This window comes from Streptomyces sp. NBC_01116 (genome assembly GCF_041435495.1).
GTDB lineage: Bacteria > Actinomycetota > Actinomycetes > Streptomycetales > Streptomycetaceae > Streptomyces.
The window spans coordinates 3,364,651-3,383,313 of record NZ_CP108644.1 but is presented as its reverse complement, the minus strand read 5'-3'; the positions used below and the strand labels follow the sequence as shown (position 1 = coordinate 3,383,313).

Below are 18,663 nucleotides of genomic sequence, written 5' to 3'. Positions count from 1 at the left end.
TTGTGGTGCAGGACACAAGCGAAACGATTTCGTTTCGCTGGACCGTACGGGTACGGTTCAGGTGTACGAAACGGTTTCGTTCGATGGCGAGCGGGGCTGAGCGATAAGGAGCGGGACACCGGACAGATGAAGCGAAGGAGGTCGGCACATGGCACGCACCAGGCTGACCCCCGAGCGTGAGGGCGAGCTGTACGAGGCCGTCCTCGACCTGCTCCGCGAGGTCGGCTACGACGCCCTGACCATGGACGCCGTCGCCGCCCGTACCCGGTCGAGCAAGGCCACCCTCTACCGCCAGTGGGGCTCCAAGCCCGAGCTGGTCGCGAAGGCGCTGCGGCACAACAAGCCGGGGAACCTCGCGGACATCGACACCGGTTCGCTGCGCGGGGACTTCCATACCGCGCTGAGCCGGACCGACGACTGCCAGATGGAGAAGGACGCCGCGCTGATGCGGGGTCTGAGCCATGCCGTCCATGAGTACCCCGAGCTGCTCCAGGCCCTGCGCGAGCTGCTGATCGAGCCGGAGATGACCGGCTTCGACCAGATGCTGCAACGGGCGATGGACCGGGGTGAGCTGCGACCGGACAATCCGGCGCTGAAGTACATCCCGCACATGCTGGTCGGCGCGCTGGCCGCCCGGCAGCTGATCGAGGACCGTCCTGTCGACCAGGAGTTCCTCATCGATTACGTGGATTCCGTGGTTCTCCCCGCCCTCGGTGTCTGACGTCCCCGTCCCACCCGTACGGCCCTCTCCCCGACGCTCCACCTGACACGCCGCTCTCGTCGTCGGGCTGGTTCCTCACGCCCAATTCCACTCACACGACCTGACCGGGAGTACGCCCCCGTGGCCACTTTCCTCTACAAGCTCGGACGGCTCACCTTCCGCCGCCGCCGCTTCGTCGCCCTGATCTGGGTGGCGTTGCTGGCGGTCGCCGGAATCGGTGCGGCCACCGCGCCCGCCGCCACCTCCAGCTCCTTCTCCATTCCTGGTACGGAGGCGCAGCGCGCCTTCGACCTGTTGGATCAGCGCAACCCCGGCACCAGCGCCGACGGTGCCACCGCCCGTGTCGTCTTCAAGGCGGCCGGGGACGAGAAGGTCACCGATCCCGCCAACAAGAGCGAGATCACCGGCATCGTCAAGGAGCTTCAGTCCGGCTCGGAGCAGATCGCCTCGGTCGCCGACCCGTTCGAGCAGCAGGCCGTGAGCCAGAACGGTTCGACGGCGTACATCTCGGTCTCCTACAAGGTCAGCTCCATGGAGCTGACCGACGCGACCCGGGACTCCCTGGAGGACGCGGGCAAGGACGCGCAGAAGAGCGGGATGAAGGTGGAGATCGGCGGTGACGCCCTCCAGGTCATGCCGCACACCGGGACCGCCGAGATCATCGGTGTCGTCATCGCCGCCATCGTCCTGGTCATCACCTTCGGCTCGCTGGTCGCCGCCGGACTTCCGCTGGTGACCGCGCTCGTCGGGGTCGGTATCGGGGTCTCCACGATCACCGCGCTGGCCAGTGTGCTGGACCTGGGCTCCACCACCTCGATCCTCGCCATGATGATCGGGCTCGCCGTCGGCATCGACTACGCCCTCTTCATCGTCTCCCGCTACCGCGCCGAACTGGCCGAGGGCCGGGAGCACGAGGAAGCCGCCGGGCGGGCCGTCGGCACGGCCGGGTCCGCGGTCGTCTTCGCCGGTCTGACCGTGGTGATCGCCCTGGTGGGCCTGGCCGTCGTCAACATCCCGATGCTGACGAAGATGGGCTTCGCCGCCGCCGGAACGGTGGCCATCGCCGTCCTCATCGCGCTCACCCTCGTGCCTGCCGCCCTCGGCTTCGCGGGCAAGCGGGTCATGGGCCGCAAGGCGCGCAAGGCCGCCGAGGCGGAGAAGAGCTCCGAGGCCAAGCCGAACATGGGCACCCGCTGGGCGCGGTTCGTGCTGCGCAAGCCGGTCTGGGTGATGCTCGTCGGCGTGCTCGGCCTCGGCATCATCGCCGTACCGGCGGCCTCGCTGGAGATGGGCCTGCCCGACGACGGCGCCCAGCCGAAGTCGACCACGCAGCGTCAGGCGTACGACATGCTCTCGGACGGCTTCGGCCCCGGGTTCAACGGTCCGCTGTTGGTCGTCGTCGACACGAAGAACAGCTCCGACGGCAAGGCCGCCGCCGATCGGGTCTCCGAGGAGATCGAGTCCATCGGCGTCAGCGCCGTCATCCCGCCCGCCTTCAACAAGGCCGGCGACACCGCGACGATCACGGTCATTCCGAAGGACCGCCCGTCCTCCCACGACACGGAGGAGGTCGTCCACTCCATCCGTGACGCGGGTGCGGACGTGAAGTCGGACACCGGCGCCGAGGTGCTGGTCACCGGCGCGACCGCGATGAACATCGACTTCTCGCAGAAGATGAACGACGCGCTGCTGCCCTACCTGGCACTTGTCGTCGGCCTCGCGTTCCTGCTGCTGATGCTGGTCTTCCGGTCCATCCTCGTCCCGCTGAAGGCGGCCCTGGGCTTCCTGCTCTCGGTGGTCGCGGCCCTCGGCGCGGTCGTCGCGGTCTTCCAGTGGGGCTGGCTCGGCTCGCTCTTCGGCGTCGAGCAGACCGGTCCGATCATGAGCATGATGCCGATCTTCATGGTCGGTGTGGTCTTCGGTCTCGCGATGGACTACGAGGTCTTCCTCGTCACCCGGATGCGCGAGGCGTACGTCCACGGCGAGAGCCCCGGGCAGGCCATCGTGACCGGCTTCAAGCACGGCGCACGGGTGGTCACGGCCGCGGCGGTGATCATGATGGCGGTCTTCTCCGGCTTCATCGGCTCCAGCGAGCAGATGATCAAGATGATCGGCTTCTCGCTCGCCATCGCCGTCTTCTTCGACGCCTTCGTGGTGCGGATGGCGATCGTGCCCGCCGTCCTTGCCCTGCTCGGCAAGCGGGCCTGGTGGCTGCCGCGCTGGCTGGACCGGGCGCTGCCCAACGTGGACGTGGAGGGCGAGAAGCTGCGGAAGCAGCTGACCGACGAGCCCGGTTCCGAACAGGGGCCCGGGGACGGCGGCGGCGAGGGTGAGCGCGAGCTCGTCCGCGTCTGACCCGTCCGTCCCGGCGGTGTCCTCCCAGCTCCGGGGCCGCGTCCGAGCGGAGCGTGGCCCCGGAAGCGCCGGTTACCTGTGGGGACGGGGACCGGCACAGCGAAAGCCCCCGTGCGAACTGCACGGGGGCTTTCCTCTTGCGGTGTTCCTCTTGTCGAGGGCGGGCGAGGCGCGGGCGGGGCGCCGCACGCGGTCAGCGCGCCGCCGGGTCGCGGAGGAACAGCGACTTCGACCACAGGTAGCCGAGCACCACCAGGCCGAGGCTCCAGCCGAGGGCCAGCCAGCCGTTGTGGCCGATCCCGGTGCCCAGCAGCAGGCCGCGCAGGGTCTCGATGACGGGGGTGAAGGGCTGGTACTCGGCGATCGGCTGGAACCAGCCGGGCATGGTGTCGGCCGGGATGAAGGCGCTGGAGATGAGCGGGAGGAGGATCAGCGGCTGTGCGCTGTTGGCGGCGGCCTCCGCGTTCGGGCTGGCCATGCCCATGCCGACCGCGATCCAGGTGAGCGCCAGGGCGAAGAGCGTGACCAGTCCGAAGGCGGCCAGCCACTCCAGGGCGGTGGCGTCGACGGAGCGGAAACCGATGGCCACGGCCACGGCTCCGACCAGGACCAGACTGGCGAGGATCTGCAGCACGCTGCCGACGACGTGCCCGGTGATCACGGAGCTCCGGTGGATCGCCATGGTGCGGAAGCGGGCGATGATGCCCTCGGACATGTCGGTGGAGACGGACACCGCGGCCCCGATCACGGTGGAGCCGATGGTCATCATCAGGATGCCCGGGACGATGTAGGCGATGTAGTCGGAGCGGTCCTCGCCGCCGATGCCCGCGCTCATCACGTCGCCGAAGATGTAGACGAAAAGCAGCAGGAGCATGACAGGAGTGAGGAGCAGGTTCAGGGTGAGGGACGGGTAGCGCCGGGCGTGCAGGAGGTTGCGGCGCAGCATGGTGGTGGTGTCGCGGACGGCGAGGGCGAGGGTGCTCATCGGAGGTTCTCCTTCGGCCGGTCGGCCTGTGCGGGCACGGTGGTGGTGGCGGTGAGGGCGAAGAACACGTCGTCGAGGTCGGGGGTGTGGACGGTGAGTTCGTCGGCCTCGATCCCGGCGGCGTCCAAGTGGTCGAGGATGGAGCGCAGTTCGCGCTGGGTGCCGTCGCTGGGGATGGAGAGCGACAGGGACTCGTCGTCGGGGGCGGCCCCGGTCAGGGCGGAGGCGGCGGACCGGTAGGCGTCCGGGTCGGTGAAGCGGAGCTTGACGTGGCCGCCGGGGACGATGCGCTTGAGCTGCTCGGCGGTGCCCTCGGCGGCGATCTTCCCGTTGTTCAGGACGGCGATGCGGTCGGCGAGTTCGTCGGCCTCCTCCAGGTACTGCGTGGTGAGGAAGACGGTGACGCCGCCGGAGACCAGGCCGCGGATGGTGCCCCACATGGTGTGGCGGGAGCGCGGGTCGAGGCCGGTGGTCGGTTCGTCGAGGAAGATGATCCGGGGCGAGCCGACCAGGGTCATGGCGATGTCGAGGCGGCGCTTCATGCCGCCGGAGTAGGTGGAGGCGGGCTTCTTCGCCGCCTCCACCAGGTCGAACCGCTCCAGGAGTTCGGCGGCGATCCGTCGTCCTTCGCGCTTGGGCAGGTGGTGCAGGTCCGCCATGAGGAGCATGTTCTCCTCGCCGGTGATCAGCCCGTCGACGGCGGAGAACTGGCCGGTGACACCGATCGAGGCGCGGATCGCCTGGGCGTCGGTGGCGAGGTCGTGTCCGCCGACGCGGATCTCGCCGGAGCCGGCGCCGGGGGTGATGAGGGTGGAGAGGATCTTGACCGCGGTGGTCTTGCCGGCGCCGTTGGGGCCGAGCAGGGCGAAGACCGTGCCTGCGGGGACGGTCAGGTCGATGCCGTCCAGGACGGCCTTGTCGCCGTACGACTTCCGCAGCCCGCTCGCCGCGATGGCCGGATGGGTCATGGTCGTTGCTCCTCGAAGAATGGGTACGGGGGGCTGTTCGGAGGGGGCGGCCGCAGGGGGCGGCCGGGGTGCGGGGGGTCAGAGACCGCGGGCGGCGATGTCCCCGTGGGAGGTGGTGGCGCGGATGTCGAGTTCGGCGGTGCCGTCGCTCTTGAGGGCGTTGCTGATGCGGCCGCGGTCGGTGCCGGCGTCCAGGGCGGCCGAGACGCCGGCGGCGGCGGTGACCGAGATGTCCCCGGCCTGGGTGCGGAGCACGACCGCGCCGCGCGTGGCTTCGGCGATCCTGATGTCGCCCCGTGTGGTGCTGATCTCCGCGGGGCCGCCCAGCCGGCCGACCTCGACGTCGCCCTCGATCGCGGTGAGGCGGAGGCTCGCCGCCTCGTCGATCTTGATCCGGCGGTAGGCACCGTCGAAGGCGACATCGCCGAGGCGTCCGACGCCGCGGAGTTCGGCGGCGCCCGAGTGCGCCTCGACGTGGGACCCGGCGGGCAGTTGGACGGTCACCTCGACGGAGCCCGAGTCGCCGAGGACCCGGCTTCCGGTCGACGGGACCGCGATGCGCAGGACGCCGTCGCCGTAGGTGACCTCGACGCGGTCCGCCGCCTTCACGTCCCGGCTCCTGGAGGCGTCGGCGGGCCGGACCTCGACGGTGGCGTCGGCCCGGTCGGCGGCGATGAACTGGACGCGTCCGGCGGGGAGGTCGAGGACGGCGGTGACCGGGGTGGTGGTGGCGAACTTCTGCATCGTGCTCTCCTTGCGCTCGTCGTTTCCGATAAAGGAAAAGCTACGTTGCATTTACGGATCGCTCAACGAGTTCGTTGCAGGCAATCGTTGTATTCGCAGGTGGGAGCGGTTGAATCGTTGCAACGTGCTTGGTGTTAACGCAACGTCAGATGGTGTAGCGTTGCAATGAATTGAAGGTGAACGCTATAGTGGGGACTCCGTGGACCACGAAGGAGAACCGCGATGCCGGGAGGCAGGCTCACTCAGCAGGAACGCCGGCAGATCGCCCTGGGGCTGGCCGACGGCCTCGCCTACGCGGAGATCGCCAGGCACCTGGACCGTCCGACCTCGACCATCACGCGTGAGGTGATGCGCAACGGCGGCCCCACCGCCTACCGCGCCGACCTGGCTCACCGCGCCACCGAACACCGTGCGCACCGTCGGAAGCAGGCGGCCCCCCGGGATCCGCGGGCGTCGGCACAGCCCTACGGGCGCGATGCCGAGGCCGTGCGCGCGTACGAGGAGGAGTTCGCCACCGTCATCATGACGTCGGGCATGCCGCTGATGATGTCCCGGGTGCTGGCCTGCCTCACCCTCACCGACTCGGGCAGTCTCACCGCACCCGAGCTGGCGCAGCGCCTCCAGGTCAGCCCGGCGTCCATCTCCAAGGCGATCGCGTTCCTCGACAGCCAGGGCATGGTCCGCCGGGAACGCGACGAGCGCCGCCGGGAGCGCTACATCGTCGACGACGACATCTGGTACCAGTCGATGATGGTCAGCGCCCGGGCCACCGCACAGCTGGTCGACACCGCGCGGCAGGGGGTGGGCGTCCTCGGCCCCGGCACGCCGGCCGCCGTCCGCATGGAGAACGTCGCCCGTTTCCTCGACTTCGTCTCCGAGGGCATAGCCCGCGCCGCCGAGCAGGCCCGCGCCATTCTCCACACGGCGCCGACGCCGGGTGCGGAACCGGAGGCGGTGGCGCCGGACGCGTCGGCGGGTGCGGCGTCGGCCGCGGTGCCTGGCGCGACGTCGGACGGCCCTGCCGGGCAGGGTTCAGGGCGCGGCTGAACGACTCTCCCGGCCCTCTTGGCGCTCCTTCTGGCGCTCGGCCCCCGCGGCCCTTCCGTGGCGCTCAGCCGCGGGCGGGCTGTGCGCCCCGTTCCGTCTGCGTACCCCGTTCCGCCTGCGTGCCCCGCTCCGGGCGGGTGGTGCGGGACGGCGGCTGCGGTTCCCGGCCGGCGTCCGGAGGGGCGGCCGGCGGCGTCTGCGCGCGGGTGCGGGCGAGGAAGCGGATCAGCGTCCGGATCTCGAACTGGAACACCTCGACCCCGTCCGTCGAGTGCAGCTCCACGATCAGCTGCGTACGGCCGCACGGCCAGACGCGGACGTCGCCGCGCTCGATCGGGGTCCGCAGGCCGCGCTCCAGGAGGTCGCGGCCGAACGACCAGTCGGTGCCGTCGGGCAGCCCTATGTGGACGGCGCGACGCTCGTCGGCGGGGTCGTAGCGCAGGTCGACGGGGACCGGGCGGGTCAGGGGGCCATCGGTGATGAGCCGGGCGCGCGCATGTACTTCGATCACAGGGGACATGAGCCGGCTCCTCCTATGTGTATATCTCTGTCATCTAATGTCCCATATTTCATGGAAGCGGCACGGTGGGGCGATCCGCTTGCCGGGTTCCGCTCCTGCGCGCTCTGTTCGCAGAGGCGGGGGCCTTCCCTGCGCGTACCCGATGGTTTCGCCGGCGCACCTGTTCTCCGTGGCCGCCGACAGAATCGCCGTCGGCGCGGTGGCCGTCGGTCCTCGTGGCGCGTTGTGAGCCCTCCGTCCGCGAGGGCGTCGCGTTCCGTCGGCGTGAACAGGTCGTGACAGCCCGGTGGTCACGGCGACCCGCCCCCCGAACACCCCGCCGGGACGTGCACCATGGGGGGATGAGCGGGAGCGCGGGAGTGAGCACGACGGCGGGCGCGGAAGCGGAATCGGGACAGGAACCGGGGCGGGTACCGAGTCACGTACCGGGACCGGAATCGGGATCGGGCAGGGGAGCGGAACCGGGTGTCAGGCCCGAGCCGGGCACGGCGGCGGACGGTCCGGTGGCCGACGTCCCCGTCACCGTGGACGTACGGGGCACGGTGGCGCCCGGGTTCGAACCGGTCGCGGACGCGTTCGTCCGCAACTTCGAGCAGCGCGGGGAGCGCGGCGCGGCCGTCGCCGTCTACCGCCACGGGCGCAAGGTCGTCGACCTGTGGGCCGGTACGCGGGACGTCGACGGCACCGAGCCGTGGGCCGTCGACACCGTCCAGATCGTCCGCTCGGCGGGCAAGGGCATCGCCGCCGCCGTCCCCCTGCTGCTCCACCAGCGCGGGCAGGTCGACCTGGACGCCCCGGTCTCCACGTACTGGCCGGAGTTCAAGGCGAACGGCAAGGAACGCGTCCTCGTCCGCGACCTCCTCGCGCACCGGGCCGGGGTCCCCGCCCTGGACACCGCGCTCACCCCCGCCCAGGCCGCCGACGGGGTCTCCGGGCCCGCCGCCGTCGCCGCCCAGCGCCCGCAGTGGGCGCCCGGCGCCGACCACGGCTACCACGCCCAGACCTACAGCTGGCTGATCGGCGAACTGGTCCGCCGGGCCACCGGCCGCACCATCGGCCGCTGGATCGCCGAGGAGATCGCCCGCCCGCTCGGCCTCGACTTCTGGTTCGGGCTCCCGGCCGACGAGGCCCACCGCATCGGCCGCATCGGCCCGGTGGAGCCCCCGGCCGCCGCCGCGGCGTCGGGCGCCCTGCGCGTACGGGCCAAACGCTCCGTCGTCGAGGCCTACCGCGACCCGGACTCGCTCACCCGCAGGGCGTTCGGCGCGATCGACCCGTTCCCCGACGAGAACGACCCCGCCTACCGCGCGGCCGAACTCCCCGCGTCGGGCGGCATCGCGACCGCCCGGGGCCTGGCCCGGTGCTACGCCGCGATGATCGGCCCCGTCGACGGCCACCGCCGCCTGTTCGCCCCCGCGACGCTCACCCTGGCCCGCACCGAGGAGTCGGCGGGCCCGGACCGGGTCCTGGTCGTCAGCACCCGCTTCGGCCTGGGCTACATGCTGCACGGCCCGGCGGCGCCGCTGCTGGGCCCCGGCTCGTTCGGCCACCCGGGCCGGGGCGGCTCGCTCGGCTTCGCCGACCCCGAGTCCGGCATCGCGCTGGGCTACGTCACCAACGGCCTCCAGAAGGGAGTCACCGCCGACCCCCGTGCCCAAGCGCTGGTCAGGGCAGTACGGTCGGCGCTATGACACCAGCACCCGCGCAGATCCCGGCCCGGTTCGCCGGATACAGCGTCCTGATCACCGCCGCAGGTCAGGGCATCGGAGCGGCAACGGCCCGCCGCCTGGCGGCGGAAGGGGCCGCCGTCCTCGTCACCGACCTCGACGCTAAGCGCGCCGCCCACACGGCGGCGGCGATACGCGAGGCGGGCGGCACCGCCGAATCCCTCGTCTGCGACGTGGCCGACCGGGCGGCGGTCGAGGCGGCCGTGGCCCACGCGGTCGCCGCCTTCGGCCGGCTCGACGTCCTGGTCAACAACGCCTACGCGGCGGGCCTGGACACCCCGCTCTTCGAGGACGAGACGGACGAGGTCTGGGAACGCGACCTGGACATCACGCTCTCCGGCCCGTTCCGCTGCGCCCGCGCCGCGCTGCCGCACCTGGTCGCCTCGGGCCGGGGCGCGATCGTCACCATCGGCTCGGTCAACGGCGAACAGGACTTCGGCGGCCACGCGTACAGCGCCGCCAAGGCGGGCCTGACCAGCCTCACCCGTACGCTGGCGGGCCACGCCGGACCGCGCGGCGTACGCGTCAACCTGGTCGCCCCCGGCACGATCCGCACCGACGCCTGGGCGGGCCGCGACGCCGAACTGGACCGGGCGGCCGCCCTCTACCCGCTCGGACGCGTCGGCGCCCCCGAGGACATCGCGTCCGCCGTCGCCTTCCTCGCCTCCAGCGACGCGGCCTGGATCACCGGGACGACGCTGCGCGTGGACGGCGGGATCCTCGCGGTGAACACGGGCTTCCGGCAGGCGATGGCGCAGCAGTGAGGACCCGGCCCTGATGACGCGGCCCTGAGGACGCAGCCGTAAGCGAGGAGACCGTAAGGAGGAGGCCGTAAATCCGTGGTCGCGCACCGCCCGGGGGACCTACCCTGCGCGGATGATCGACCACGGACACACGGACAGGACCGGCCGCCCCGTCACCCTGCGCGAGGTGGACGCGGACAACTGGCGGGCGGTCGCCGACAGCGCGCCCCGCGACGACCAGCGCGACTGGGTCCCGGCCCTGGCCGCCCGTTACCTGGTGCTGAGCAGCCGCGAGGACACCTGGACCTCGCTGGCCGTCTGCGCGGGCGGCGAGGTGGCCGGCCACCTCATGTGGGCCCTCGACGAGGACGGTTCGCACTGGATCGGCGGCATGCTGATCGACGCCGCCCACCAGGGCACGGGCATCGGCCGCGCCGCCGTACGGACCCTGGCGTCCTGGCTCTCCGCCCGCGAGGACGGCACGGCGGTGCGCCTCTCCTACGCCCCGGATAACGAGGCGGCCGCGCACCTGTACGCCTCGATCGGCTTCCGCCCGACGGGGGTGGAGGAGGACGGGGAGGTGGTGGCGGAGTGGAGGTAGGGGCTGGGTGAGAGAGCGGGGAGGCTCCGGCTCCCGGCCCCGGGAGAGAGCGTTCGTGTGCTGCTCGCGCGCCCTGTACTGATTCCGCGCGCTCTGTTTTGCCGACATGGTGTCGGTATCTACTGAGTGCATGACCACACTCACCGAACGGCCGTTACCGGCCGTCGGCCCGGACGGCGTCAATCCCTCGCGTGCCCGGTCCGCCGTGCGCGCCCTCTACACCCGTCCCGCACTCACCGCCGGAGACCTGAGCGCCCCGCTCCTCGTGCTCCCTGACGGGCATCCAGGGACCGGAAGTCTCCCTGGGGCGGTGCAGCTTTCGGACGTACAGCGGACCCTGGCCCGCTGGAAAGGGCTCGGCATCGGGGGCGTCAAGGTATTCGCCCTTGGCCACGACCGCGACAACACCGGCTCAACAGCCGTTTCCTCAGGTCAGGCAACCTCATGGTTCAGGCGGTGTCGGCGATCAGGGAAGCCACACCGGACCTGGCCGTGACCACAGAAGTGTGCGGCTGTTCCTGGACCAGCAGTGGCGAGTGCGTGGTACGCACCTCCGCAGGACGCATCGACCTTGACGCGACTTATCAGCTGATGGGTGAGATGGCAGTCCAGCACGCCGAGTCCGGAGCCGATGTCGTATCGCCCACCGCGATGCTTGACGGCTCGGTACGCGCCGTCCGCGCTGCTTTGGACGACAGCGGGCTCCGCGACGTCGGTGTGAACCCCAACCTGGCGATCCACACGACGCTGTACGGGCCGTTCAAGGCATTGATGGCCACCGCCCCGGCCGTCGGCCACCGGCGTGGTCTACAACTCGAACAGGGCCGTGCCCAGCGCGACACCGTGGTCCAGGCTCGACGCTGGATCGCCGAGGGTGCGGATTCACTCACCCTCCAGCCGGTCATGACCGCAGTCGACGTCCTCGTAAGGCTCCGGGCCGATCAGGAGGCACCGCTCGTTGCGTACTCCACCTCCGGGGAGTGGCCCGCTCTGAGAGAGCTGGGCTCCGAGGGCATGACCGAGTACATCGCCATGCTTGGGCGCGCGGGCGCGGACCATGTGCTGACGTTCGCGGCCGAACAGGTGGCGGCACACCTGGAGCAGAACCGTGGATGACCGCCCGTACTTCCGCCCGGCAACCCTCGACGCCCTACTCGCCGACGCGGCCCGCCTCGGATTCGCCATGTCGTGCCAGGACCGGACCGGCTCTCTCCTCGCCACGCTCGCTGCGTCCAAGCCCGGTGGGCATATGGTCGAACTGGGCACGGGAGTCGGTGCCGGCGCGTCCTGGCTGCTTCATGGCATGCGTGCCGACGCCCACTTGACCAGCGTCGAGACGGATCTCGTGTGCCAGGCTGTCGCCGTCGACCACCTGGACCACGACACCCGCTTGTCCTTCGTGACGGCAGACGCCGAAGCCTGGCTCGGAAGCTACGCCGGGCCGCCTCTCGCCCTCGCCTACGTTGACTGCCGCCCCGGAAAGTTCCACCGCCTGGACGACCTCATCGAACTGCTGGAGCCTGGTGGCCTCTACGTCGTCGACGACCTGGTGCCACAGCCCACCTGGCCCAGCGGCCACCAGGCACGGGTCGACGACTTCCTCGCACACCTGCCCGAGAGGTCCAACCTGCTGGGAACTGCTGTGACATGGTCGTCCGGGCTACTCGTCGGAACCCGCATCTGACGGTCTATCGTGAGTGCCATGTCCGCCGATCTGATCCGCATCGTGTCCCGTGACTCGCCCATGGCTCTCGCCCAGGTGGAGCGTGTCCGCGTGGAGCTGGCTGCCCTCCACCCCGACACCCGTACGGAAGTCGTCCCGGTCAGGACGACAGGCGACAAGTGGATGGGCGACCTCAGCGAGGTCGAGGGCAAGGGCGCATTCACCAAGGAGGTGGACGCGGCCCTCCTCGCCGGGGAGGCCGACCTCGCGGTGCACTGCGTCAAGGACATCCCGGCGGACAGGCCTCTGCCCGCCGGGACGGTCTTCGCCGCCTTTCTCCGGCGCGACGACATCCGTGACGCGCTGATCCACCCCGGCGGCCTGCGCCTCGACGAGCTTCCGGCCGGGACGCGCATCGGGACGTCGTCCGTCCGCCGCTCCGCCCAGCTCGCCGCATCGCACCCGCACCTCCTCTGCGTACCGATGCGCGGCAACGCCAACCGGCGGCTGGAGAAGCTCGCCGCAGGCGAGGCCGATGCCCTGCTCCTCGCCGCTTCCGGGCTGGAACGCATCGGCCAGCGCGACGTGATCACCGAGATCCTGTCGCCCGAGGTGATGTGCCCGCCGATCGGTGCAGGGGTCCTCGCCCTGCAGTGCCGCGAGGGCGACACCGAGCTCATCGACGCCGTGAGCCTGCTCGGTGACCCGGCGGCCCACCGTGAGACGACCGCCGAGCGGATGTTCCTCCACGTGTTGCAGGGGCACTGCAACAGCCCCATCGCCGGGTTCGCCCGGGTGGAGCGGAACGGCGACCTGTCCCTCCGGGCCAAGGTCTTCACCCCTGACGGCAAGACCGTCCTCAACGCCCATGAATGGGCCGGAGCACTCGACCCGGCCACCCTGGGCACCTCCGTCGCGGTCAGCCTGCTGCGCCAGGGGGCGCGGGAGCTGATCGACGGCATCGCCCATTGACCGCCGCCGGGGTGCCCGGCGGCGCGGTCGCGAGTGTCGGCGCGGGCCCTCGCCGGGAGGCGGTGTCCCGTCGCTGTCCGGCACGGCGACCACCTACCGCTCGGCGCTCAGGACCATCAGCATCGTGGGGTCGGTCACGGGGGCGAATCCGACCTTGGCGTACAGCTCGTGGGCGTCGAGCGTGGCGAGGAGCGTCCGCTTGAGCTCGTACGGGGCGAGGTGGTCGCGCACGGCGGTCGCCAGTCGTACGCCGAGGCCCCGGCCGCGATGGGCCGGGGCCACGTAGACGTCGCAGAGCCAGGCGAAGGTCGCCCGGTCCGTGACGACCCGCGCGTAGGCGACCTGGGCCCCGTCGGGGCCGTAGACACCGAAGTTGAGGGACCCCCGCATGGACCGCTCGACGAGGTCACGGCTGCGGCCGAGCGCCCAGAAGGCGTCGGTGGAGAGCCAGTGGTGCACCAGGGCGATGTCGAGGCGTTCGGGATCGGTGTCGATCTCGTACCTGTCGGCGCCCTGGTTGCCGTTCCCGTCTTCGCCGTGCGTGGTGGACCTCATGGGCTGGGATCGTAGTCGCGGCCCTGTGAGGGTCCTGGCGCGGGTGCGGATAGGTCAGTTGTGAAAGTAGGCGTCGGCCTTGTCGAGCCATGAAATTGCTGGACACCCAGGGGCGTTGGTCACTTCATGACTCGACGACCAGCGCCTCGCTCACTGTCCGACGAAGCCCTCTCCAGCCTGCTTGGCCGGCAGCAGTTCGGCACGCTCGCCACCATGAAGCGCAGCGGCCACCCCCACCTGACAACCATGGTGTACAGCTGGGACCCCGAAGCCCGCATCGTGCGGTTCTCGACCACGGCCGGCCGGGTCAAAGTCCAGCACCTGCAACGCAATCCACGTGCGGCGCTGCATGTGCCGGGCGGCGACGTGTGGTCGTTCGCGGTCGCCGAAGGCGAGGCCGTGGTTTCTGAGAGCACGGCAGTTCCCGGGGACGCGGTCGGGCGGGAGCTGCTCAAGATGATCCCGGAGGCCGGGAGGCCCGACGACGAAGCTGCGTTCCTGGAGGAGCTGGTTGCCGAGCACCGGGTGGTCATCCGGCTGAAGGTGGACCGGCTCTACGGCACGGCGCTCACCATCGACGGTTAGGACATATCGGTTCCGTGCTGGTCACGGAGTCGGTGGGGTCGCCGTTGCCGCCGGGGGAGCGCGGCGACGTCGAGCGGATCGGCGCTGTTCACGGGGCGCTGCCCGGTCAGTCGCGGTTGGGGGTTCGCTTCCTCGACCAGGCGGTGGCGTCGACTCCGTATCGCGTCAGGAGCCGTGCGAACTGGGTCCGCTCCTCCGGTGACCAGGCGACAGCGATCTCCAGGAACGCTTCTCGCTGTTCGACGGCGAAGCGGTTGCGTTCGGCCTCGCCGTGCTCGGTGAGTTCGAGCACGGTTCGGCGCCCGTCGGACTGGGATGCCGCCCGCCGCAGCAGCCCGTCCGCTATGCAGGCGGCGACGGTCCGGCTGGCCACCGGCTGCGCGACGCCCATCTCTGCGGCAAGCCCGCCGACGGTCGTCTCGCCCGGCGCGTCGGCGATGACGTTGAGCACGAGGTTGCGGGAGAGGTCCTTGCCCGTTGCCGGTGCGCGTCGCCGCAGACGGGACAGCGCGGGGCCGATCTGATCCAGCGTCCGGTCGTCGGGGGGCTGCTCGGAGGAGGAGGTGCTGCTCATGTGCCGAGTCTAGGCCCGGCCGGCACATTTGCATACCATTCAATAAGTCCATAGCATCAGGTATGTAAATCTTGAACGAACCAGGAAAAGAGGCGGACCGCCATGGCGCTCACCGCGATCACCAACGCGCAGATCTTCGACGGGGAGAAGGCGGTCGGCGTGCGGACCGTGGTCATCGACGGCGGGAGGATCGCCCGCGTCGGTGGCGACGCTCCCGAGGGCAGCGAGATCGTCGACGGCAGCGGCGCCACACTGCTGCCGGGTCTCATCGACGCCCACGTCCACTCCGCCCCGGGCTCCCTGGCGCTCGCCCTGCGGTTCGGGGTGACGACCGAACTGGAGATGCAGGGGATGAACACCCGGGAGAACCGGGGGGCCATCACCGACGACGACACACAGGCTGACGTGCGCTCCTCCGGCTTCGCCATCACACCGCCCGGTGGTCACCCGAGCGAGCTGATGCCCGAAGGATTTCGGCCCAAGTGGGACCTTCCCCCGGTCATGCCCCTGATGCCGTTCTCCACCACACCCGAGGAGGCCGCCGCCTTCGTGCCGCAGCTTCTCGCCCGGGGGTCCGACTTCATCAAGTTCATGATCGACGACGGCAGCGTGGAGGGACACCCCGGGCTGCCCACGCTCGACCGGGCCACCGTGCACGCCGGTGTCGCCGAAGCCAAGAAGTACGGCGCCCTGACCGTGGCCCACGCGCTGACCGTGGAGGCCACCAGGACGGCCGCCGAAGCCGGCGTCGACGGCGTGACCCACGTGTTCATGGACCAGCCGCACACCGCCGAGATCATCAGCCTGATCAGGGACGCGGGCATGTTCGTCATCCCCTGCGTCACTCTCAACGCCTCGATGATGGGGATCACCGGCAGCGAACTCGCCGACGACCCCCGGGTCGCCGCACGCCTCGACGCCGACTGGGACCGGACCCTGCGCTCCAGCTATGGCCGCTACCCACAGGGCAGGCTCCACGACGTCTACGACACCGTGCGTGCACTGGACGCTGCCGGAGTCGACGTGCTCGCCGGCACCGACGTCTCCATGCCCGAGACGTTCTTCGGGGGCCTGGCGCACGGAGCGAGCCTGCACCACGAACTGCAGTACCTGGTGGCAGCCGGTCTCACACCCGCACGGGCCCTGCGCGCGGCCACGGCGACCACGGCCCGCCGCTTCCGCCTGAGCGACCGGGGCCGTATCGCCGAGGGCCTCCGCGCCGACCTCCTCCTGGTCGACGGCGACCCGACCAGCAACATCAGCGACACTCTCAACACCCGCGCCGTCTGGCGCCGCGGCACCCGAGCGGCGGCATGATCGCAGTCCCTTCCCTTAGAGGGGGCTCCCGAGGTCCGTTCCGTGCCGGCTCCCGAGCTGCTGGAACGGACCGCCGTGCGTCGCGCGGAGCCCGGACGCCAGGACCGATCCGTCATGAGCCGTCCTGCCGGCGGCCGTCCGTGCGCCGTTCGGGGGACGGAACGCACCACCTCCCGGACGCGGCCAGCGCTCACGGCCCCGGCGGGAGCCGGCTCGTCTAGCGTCGCCGCATCCGCACCGCGCATGCCCGGAGGAGCCCGTCCGTGAATTCCTGGCTGTCCGAACGACGCCGCTCCCTCGTGTGTCTCCTCATCGCGGTGGCCGCGGCACTGGTGCTGCCCCTCGACAGTGTCGTGCGGATCTCGGCCGCCGACGTCGGCGTACTGGTGCTCTTCGCCTACCTGGTCCCGTACCTGGCCATTACCTTGGCCGCCTTCCTGAGCGCCTCACCGGAGCGGATCCGTTCCTGGGCGGACCGCGAAGCCCGCGGCACGTTCCTCCAGCGGTACGTCCTGGGCACCGCGCCCGGACCGGGGGCGTCCATCCTCATCGCGGCGGCCGCGTTGGCCGTGGCCGTCGTGTGGCTGCCCGGCCACCTCAGCACCACCTTCGCCGAGGGGCCGCGCGCCCTCATGGCGCTGTCGCTGGTCGTCATCGCCTGGACCTGCGTCGTCGTGGCGTTCGCGGTCGCCTTCCAGGCCGACAATCTGGTGGAGGACGAAGAGGCGCTCGACTTCCCCGGAACGGGGACCGCGGCCTGGGCCGATTACGTCTACTTCGCGGTGGCGGTCATGACGACCTTCGGCACCACCGATGTCAACGTGACCTCCCGCGACATGCGGCGGACCATCTCGGCGAACGCGGTCATCGCCTTCGTCTTCAACACGGTCACCGTCGCCAGCCTGGTCTCGGCGCTCGGCGACTGAAGGCTGTGCCGCCGGGAACCGCGGGACAGCCCTGAGGCTTCCGGCACGGTCGCCGGCGGTCCCTTCGTGCGGTCAACTGTGCCCTTGAGGGCCTGGAACCGGAGCCGTGCCCCCACGTATGAAGGAAGGGCCATTCCCTCAGCCGCGAAGAGGTCTCCATGTACAGCCAGGACGGCGCCCGAGAGCCCGATGTCAAGAACAGCAAGGTTCCGGTGCAGACCGCCAAGCCCGTCGAGGCGGGTGGAGTACCGGTCAACGGCCCCTTCGCCCTCCAGAGCACGATCGGGAACGCGGCCGTCGTCCAACTGCTCCGAGCGTCCGGCCGCCTCCAGGACCAGGACCAGGACCGGCACCGGCACGGCGACGGCTGCGGCCACGAACAGGCCGAACAGGCCGGGCAGGCCCCCGTGCAGCGTTCGGCCGTCCATGGCGTGCTGCGCGGTGCGGGGCGGCCGTTGGACCGTGCCGTCCGCACCGACATGGAAGCCCGGCTCGGGGCCGACTTCTCCGACGTACGCATCCACAACGACGCCGCCGCCAAGGCCTCCGCCGCCGAGATCGGGGCCCGCGCCTACACCTCCGGCAGCCATGTCGTCATCGGCGACGGCGGCGCGGACAAGCACACCCTCGCCCACGAGCTCACCCACGTCATCCAGCAGCGCCAGGGACCCGTGGCCGGCACCGACAACGGGTCGGGGCTCAGCGTCTCCGACCCGTCCGACCGCTTCGAACGCGAAGCCGAGGCCAATGCCACCGCCGTGATGCGGGGACCGGCCGCGATCCAGCGCCTGGCGGAGGGCGCGGAGGGTACGGAGCGCGGTCCGGCCTCGGGTGCCCGCTCGGAACTGTCGAACCCGGCGGTGCAACGGGCCAAGAAGGCCAAGGGCGAGGCCGCGCAGCAGCCGGGGGCCTCCTTGCAGGGAGAGCACATCTTCAACGCGTTCCACGACGTGGCCGCCAGGGCGGCGACAAGCCTCAGGAGCAGGCTCGACGCCCGCCAGAACCTCCTCAGGCAGAGCGCGCCCGACATGTCCCGCGAGGACAGGGCCTCCGTGAGGGACTTCAAAGCACTGCACACGGCGGCGATGGCAGCTCTGAACGCGCTGGACGCGGCGGTGGGACCTGCGGCGACCGGCCGCGACAACAGGGACTTCCGCGCGGCCATGGTGGGCGCGACGAAGAGTTCTGACGGGGACCAGAACTCCATCGAATACGGGGCGTTCTCCCAGAGGATCGACCGCGCGATCCAGCGGTGCGGTTCCAGCCTGTGGGCGAACACGGATCCGCTGGGTGATTTCTCCCTCGGCATGATCACCGATCAGGTGGCACGACAGAACAAGCGCGGCGAGTTCAGCGAGCCCAGGGCGAGGCAGTTCGACGCCTGGTACACGCAGACGGCGACCGCCATGACCGATCTGTTCGCCGCGCTGGTGGCCGCGGGGGACGCGGTCCACGCCGTACTGCTGTACACGAACGCGGTGGTCGGGGTGAACTCGGCCGACGATCCGATCCCCGTCGACTACACCGCCTACGAAGAGGACGACAACGCCGGCGAGGGTCCGAGCGGCACCTGAACGGCGGGCGACCGGACCGGTAGCTCTCCCGTCGCGTCTCCGCTCCGGAACCGGCGGAAAGGGCTCATGCCTGAAAGGAAAGGGGG

The 18,663-nt window shown here is 70.8% G+C and carries 19 protein-coding genes; 13 read left to right on the top strand and 6 right to left on the bottom strand.

All coding sequences use genetic code 11. From position 1 onward, the window contains the following. Positions 1–148 precede the first annotated feature (148 nt). Positions 149–721: a TetR/AcrR family transcriptional regulator gene (locus tag OG245_RS14690; RefSeq protein WP_215106662.1), complete on the top strand. Its 573-nt coding sequence runs from the start codon at positions 149–151 to the stop codon at positions 719–721. Between the two features lie 120 nt (positions 722–841). After that, positions 842–3,076 (top strand): MMPL family transporter, encoded by a 2,235-nt coding sequence (locus tag OG245_RS14685; RefSeq protein ID WP_371623964.1) that lies wholly within the window; start codon positions 842–844, stop codon positions 3,074–3,076. Between the two features lie 193 nt (positions 3,077–3,269). Here OG245_RS14685 and OG245_RS14680 read toward each other — a convergent pair whose 3' ends face one another. The 3 genes from OG245_RS14680 to OG245_RS14670 all read right to left on the bottom strand — a co-directional run bounded on the left by OG245_RS14680 (position 3,270) and on the right by OG245_RS14670 (position 5,773). After that, a complete protein-coding gene (locus tag OG245_RS14680; protein WP_371623963.1) occupies positions 3,270–4,061 on the bottom strand; it encodes an ABC transporter permease in 792 nt (263 codons plus the stop codon). After that, the gene (locus OG245_RS14675; RefSeq protein ID WP_371623962.1) at positions 4,058–5,029 is read right to left on the bottom strand and encodes an ATP-binding cassette domain-containing protein; all 972 of its coding nucleotides are present in this window, start codon (positions 5,027–5,029) and stop codon (positions 4,058–4,060) included. Before OG245_RS14675 ends, OG245_RS14680 begins: the two co-directional genes overlap by 4 nt. Positions 5,030–5,107: 78 nt before the next feature. Continuing rightward, a complete protein-coding gene (locus tag OG245_RS14670; RefSeq protein WP_371623961.1) occupies positions 5,108–5,773 on the bottom strand; it encodes a DUF4097 family beta strand repeat-containing protein in 666 nt (221 codons plus the stop codon). 222 nt (positions 5,774–5,995) lie between these two features. Here OG245_RS14670 and OG245_RS14665 point away from each other — a divergent pair, with 222 nt between their 5' ends. Beyond that, positions 5,996–6,820, top strand: coding sequence for a helix-turn-helix domain-containing protein (locus tag OG245_RS14665; RefSeq protein WP_371623960.1), 825 nt, complete (start codon positions 5,996–5,998; stop codon positions 6,818–6,820). Positions 6,821–6,884: 64 nt separating this feature from the next. Here the strand turns inward: OG245_RS14665 and OG245_RS14660 are convergent, their stop codons facing one another. Beyond that, a complete protein-coding gene (locus OG245_RS14660; protein WP_371623959.1) occupies positions 6,885–7,340 on the bottom strand; it encodes an SsgA family sporulation/cell division regulator in 456 nt (151 codons plus the stop codon). 524 nt (positions 7,341–7,864) lie between these two features. Between OG245_RS14660 and OG245_RS14655 the strand changes: the two genes are divergently transcribed. The 6 genes from OG245_RS14655 to hemC all read left to right on the top strand — a co-directional run bounded on the left by OG245_RS14655 (position 7,865) and on the right by hemC (position 13,046). Beyond that, the gene (locus OG245_RS14655; RefSeq protein WP_371627889.1) at positions 7,865–9,031 is read left to right on the top strand and encodes a serine hydrolase domain-containing protein; all 1,167 of its coding nucleotides are present in this window, start codon (positions 7,865–7,867) and stop codon (positions 9,029–9,031) included. Next, on the top strand, positions 9,028–9,831 hold the full coding sequence (locus tag OG245_RS14650; protein ID WP_371623958.1) for an SDR family NAD(P)-dependent oxidoreductase: 804 nt from the start codon (positions 9,028–9,030) through the stop codon (positions 9,829–9,831). Before OG245_RS14655 ends, OG245_RS14650 begins: the two co-directional genes overlap by 4 nt. A gap of 112 nt (positions 9,832–9,943) precedes the next feature. Next, positions 9,944–10,411, top strand: a complete 468-nt coding sequence (locus OG245_RS14645; protein ID WP_371623957.1) for a GNAT family N-acetyltransferase — start codon at positions 9,944–9,946, stop codon at positions 10,409–10,411. Positions 10,412–10,756: 345 nt separating this feature from the next. After that, on the top strand, positions 10,757–11,527 hold the full coding sequence (locus OG245_RS14640; RefSeq protein WP_371627888.1) for a hypothetical protein: 771 nt from the start codon (positions 10,757–10,759) through the stop codon (positions 11,525–11,527). Beyond that, positions 11,520–12,095 (top strand): O-methyltransferase, encoded by a 576-nt coding sequence (locus OG245_RS14635; protein WP_371623956.1) that lies wholly within the window; start codon positions 11,520–11,522, stop codon positions 12,093–12,095. Before OG245_RS14640 ends, OG245_RS14635 begins: the two co-directional genes overlap by 8 nt. Before the next feature lie 18 nt (positions 12,096–12,113). Further along, the gene (gene hemC, locus OG245_RS14630) at positions 12,114–13,046 is read left to right on the top strand and encodes a hydroxymethylbilane synthase (RefSeq protein WP_371623955.1); all 933 of its coding nucleotides are present in this window, start codon (positions 12,114–12,116) and stop codon (positions 13,044–13,046) included. 93 nt (positions 13,047–13,139) lie between these two features. On the opposite strand, the gene OG245_RS14625 is transcribed toward hemC, so the two are convergent. Next, the gene (locus OG245_RS14625; RefSeq protein WP_371623954.1) at positions 13,140–13,601 is read right to left on the bottom strand and encodes a GNAT family N-acetyltransferase; all 462 of its coding nucleotides are present in this window, start codon (positions 13,599–13,601) and stop codon (positions 13,140–13,142) included. Positions 13,602–13,727: 126 nt separating this feature from the next. Here OG245_RS14625 and OG245_RS14620 point away from each other — a divergent pair, with 126 nt between their 5' ends. Next, the gene (locus tag OG245_RS14620; RefSeq protein ID WP_371623953.1) at positions 13,728–14,186 is read left to right on the top strand and encodes a pyridoxamine 5'-phosphate oxidase family protein; all 459 of its coding nucleotides are present in this window, start codon (positions 13,728–13,730) and stop codon (positions 14,184–14,186) included. Positions 14,187–14,292: 106 nt separating this feature from the next. Here OG245_RS14620 and OG245_RS14615 read toward each other — a convergent pair whose 3' ends face one another. Further along, on the bottom strand, positions 14,293–14,760 hold the full coding sequence (locus OG245_RS14615; protein WP_371623952.1) for a MarR family winged helix-turn-helix transcriptional regulator: 468 nt from the start codon (positions 14,758–14,760) through the stop codon (positions 14,293–14,295). 102 nt (positions 14,761–14,862) lie between these two features. On the opposite strand from OG245_RS14615, the gene OG245_RS14610 reads away from it, so the two are divergent. The 3 genes from OG245_RS14610 (at position 14,863) to OG245_RS14600 (ending at position 18,577) form a co-directional block, all read left to right on the top strand. Continuing rightward, positions 14,863–16,077 (top strand): amidohydrolase family protein, encoded by a 1,215-nt coding sequence (locus tag OG245_RS14610; protein ID WP_371623951.1) that lies wholly within the window; start codon positions 14,863–14,865, stop codon positions 16,075–16,077. 263 nt (positions 16,078–16,340) lie between these two features. Then, on the top strand, positions 16,341–17,003 hold the full coding sequence (locus OG245_RS14605) for a DUF1345 domain-containing protein (protein ID WP_371623950.1): 663 nt from the start codon (positions 16,341–16,343) through the stop codon (positions 17,001–17,003). Positions 17,004–17,161: 158 nt separating this feature from the next. Next, positions 17,162–18,577 (top strand): DUF4157 domain-containing protein, encoded by a 1,416-nt coding sequence (locus OG245_RS14600; protein ID WP_371623949.1) that lies wholly within the window; start codon positions 17,162–17,164, stop codon positions 18,575–18,577. The last annotated feature ends 86 nt before the right edge of the window (positions 18,578–18,663 follow it).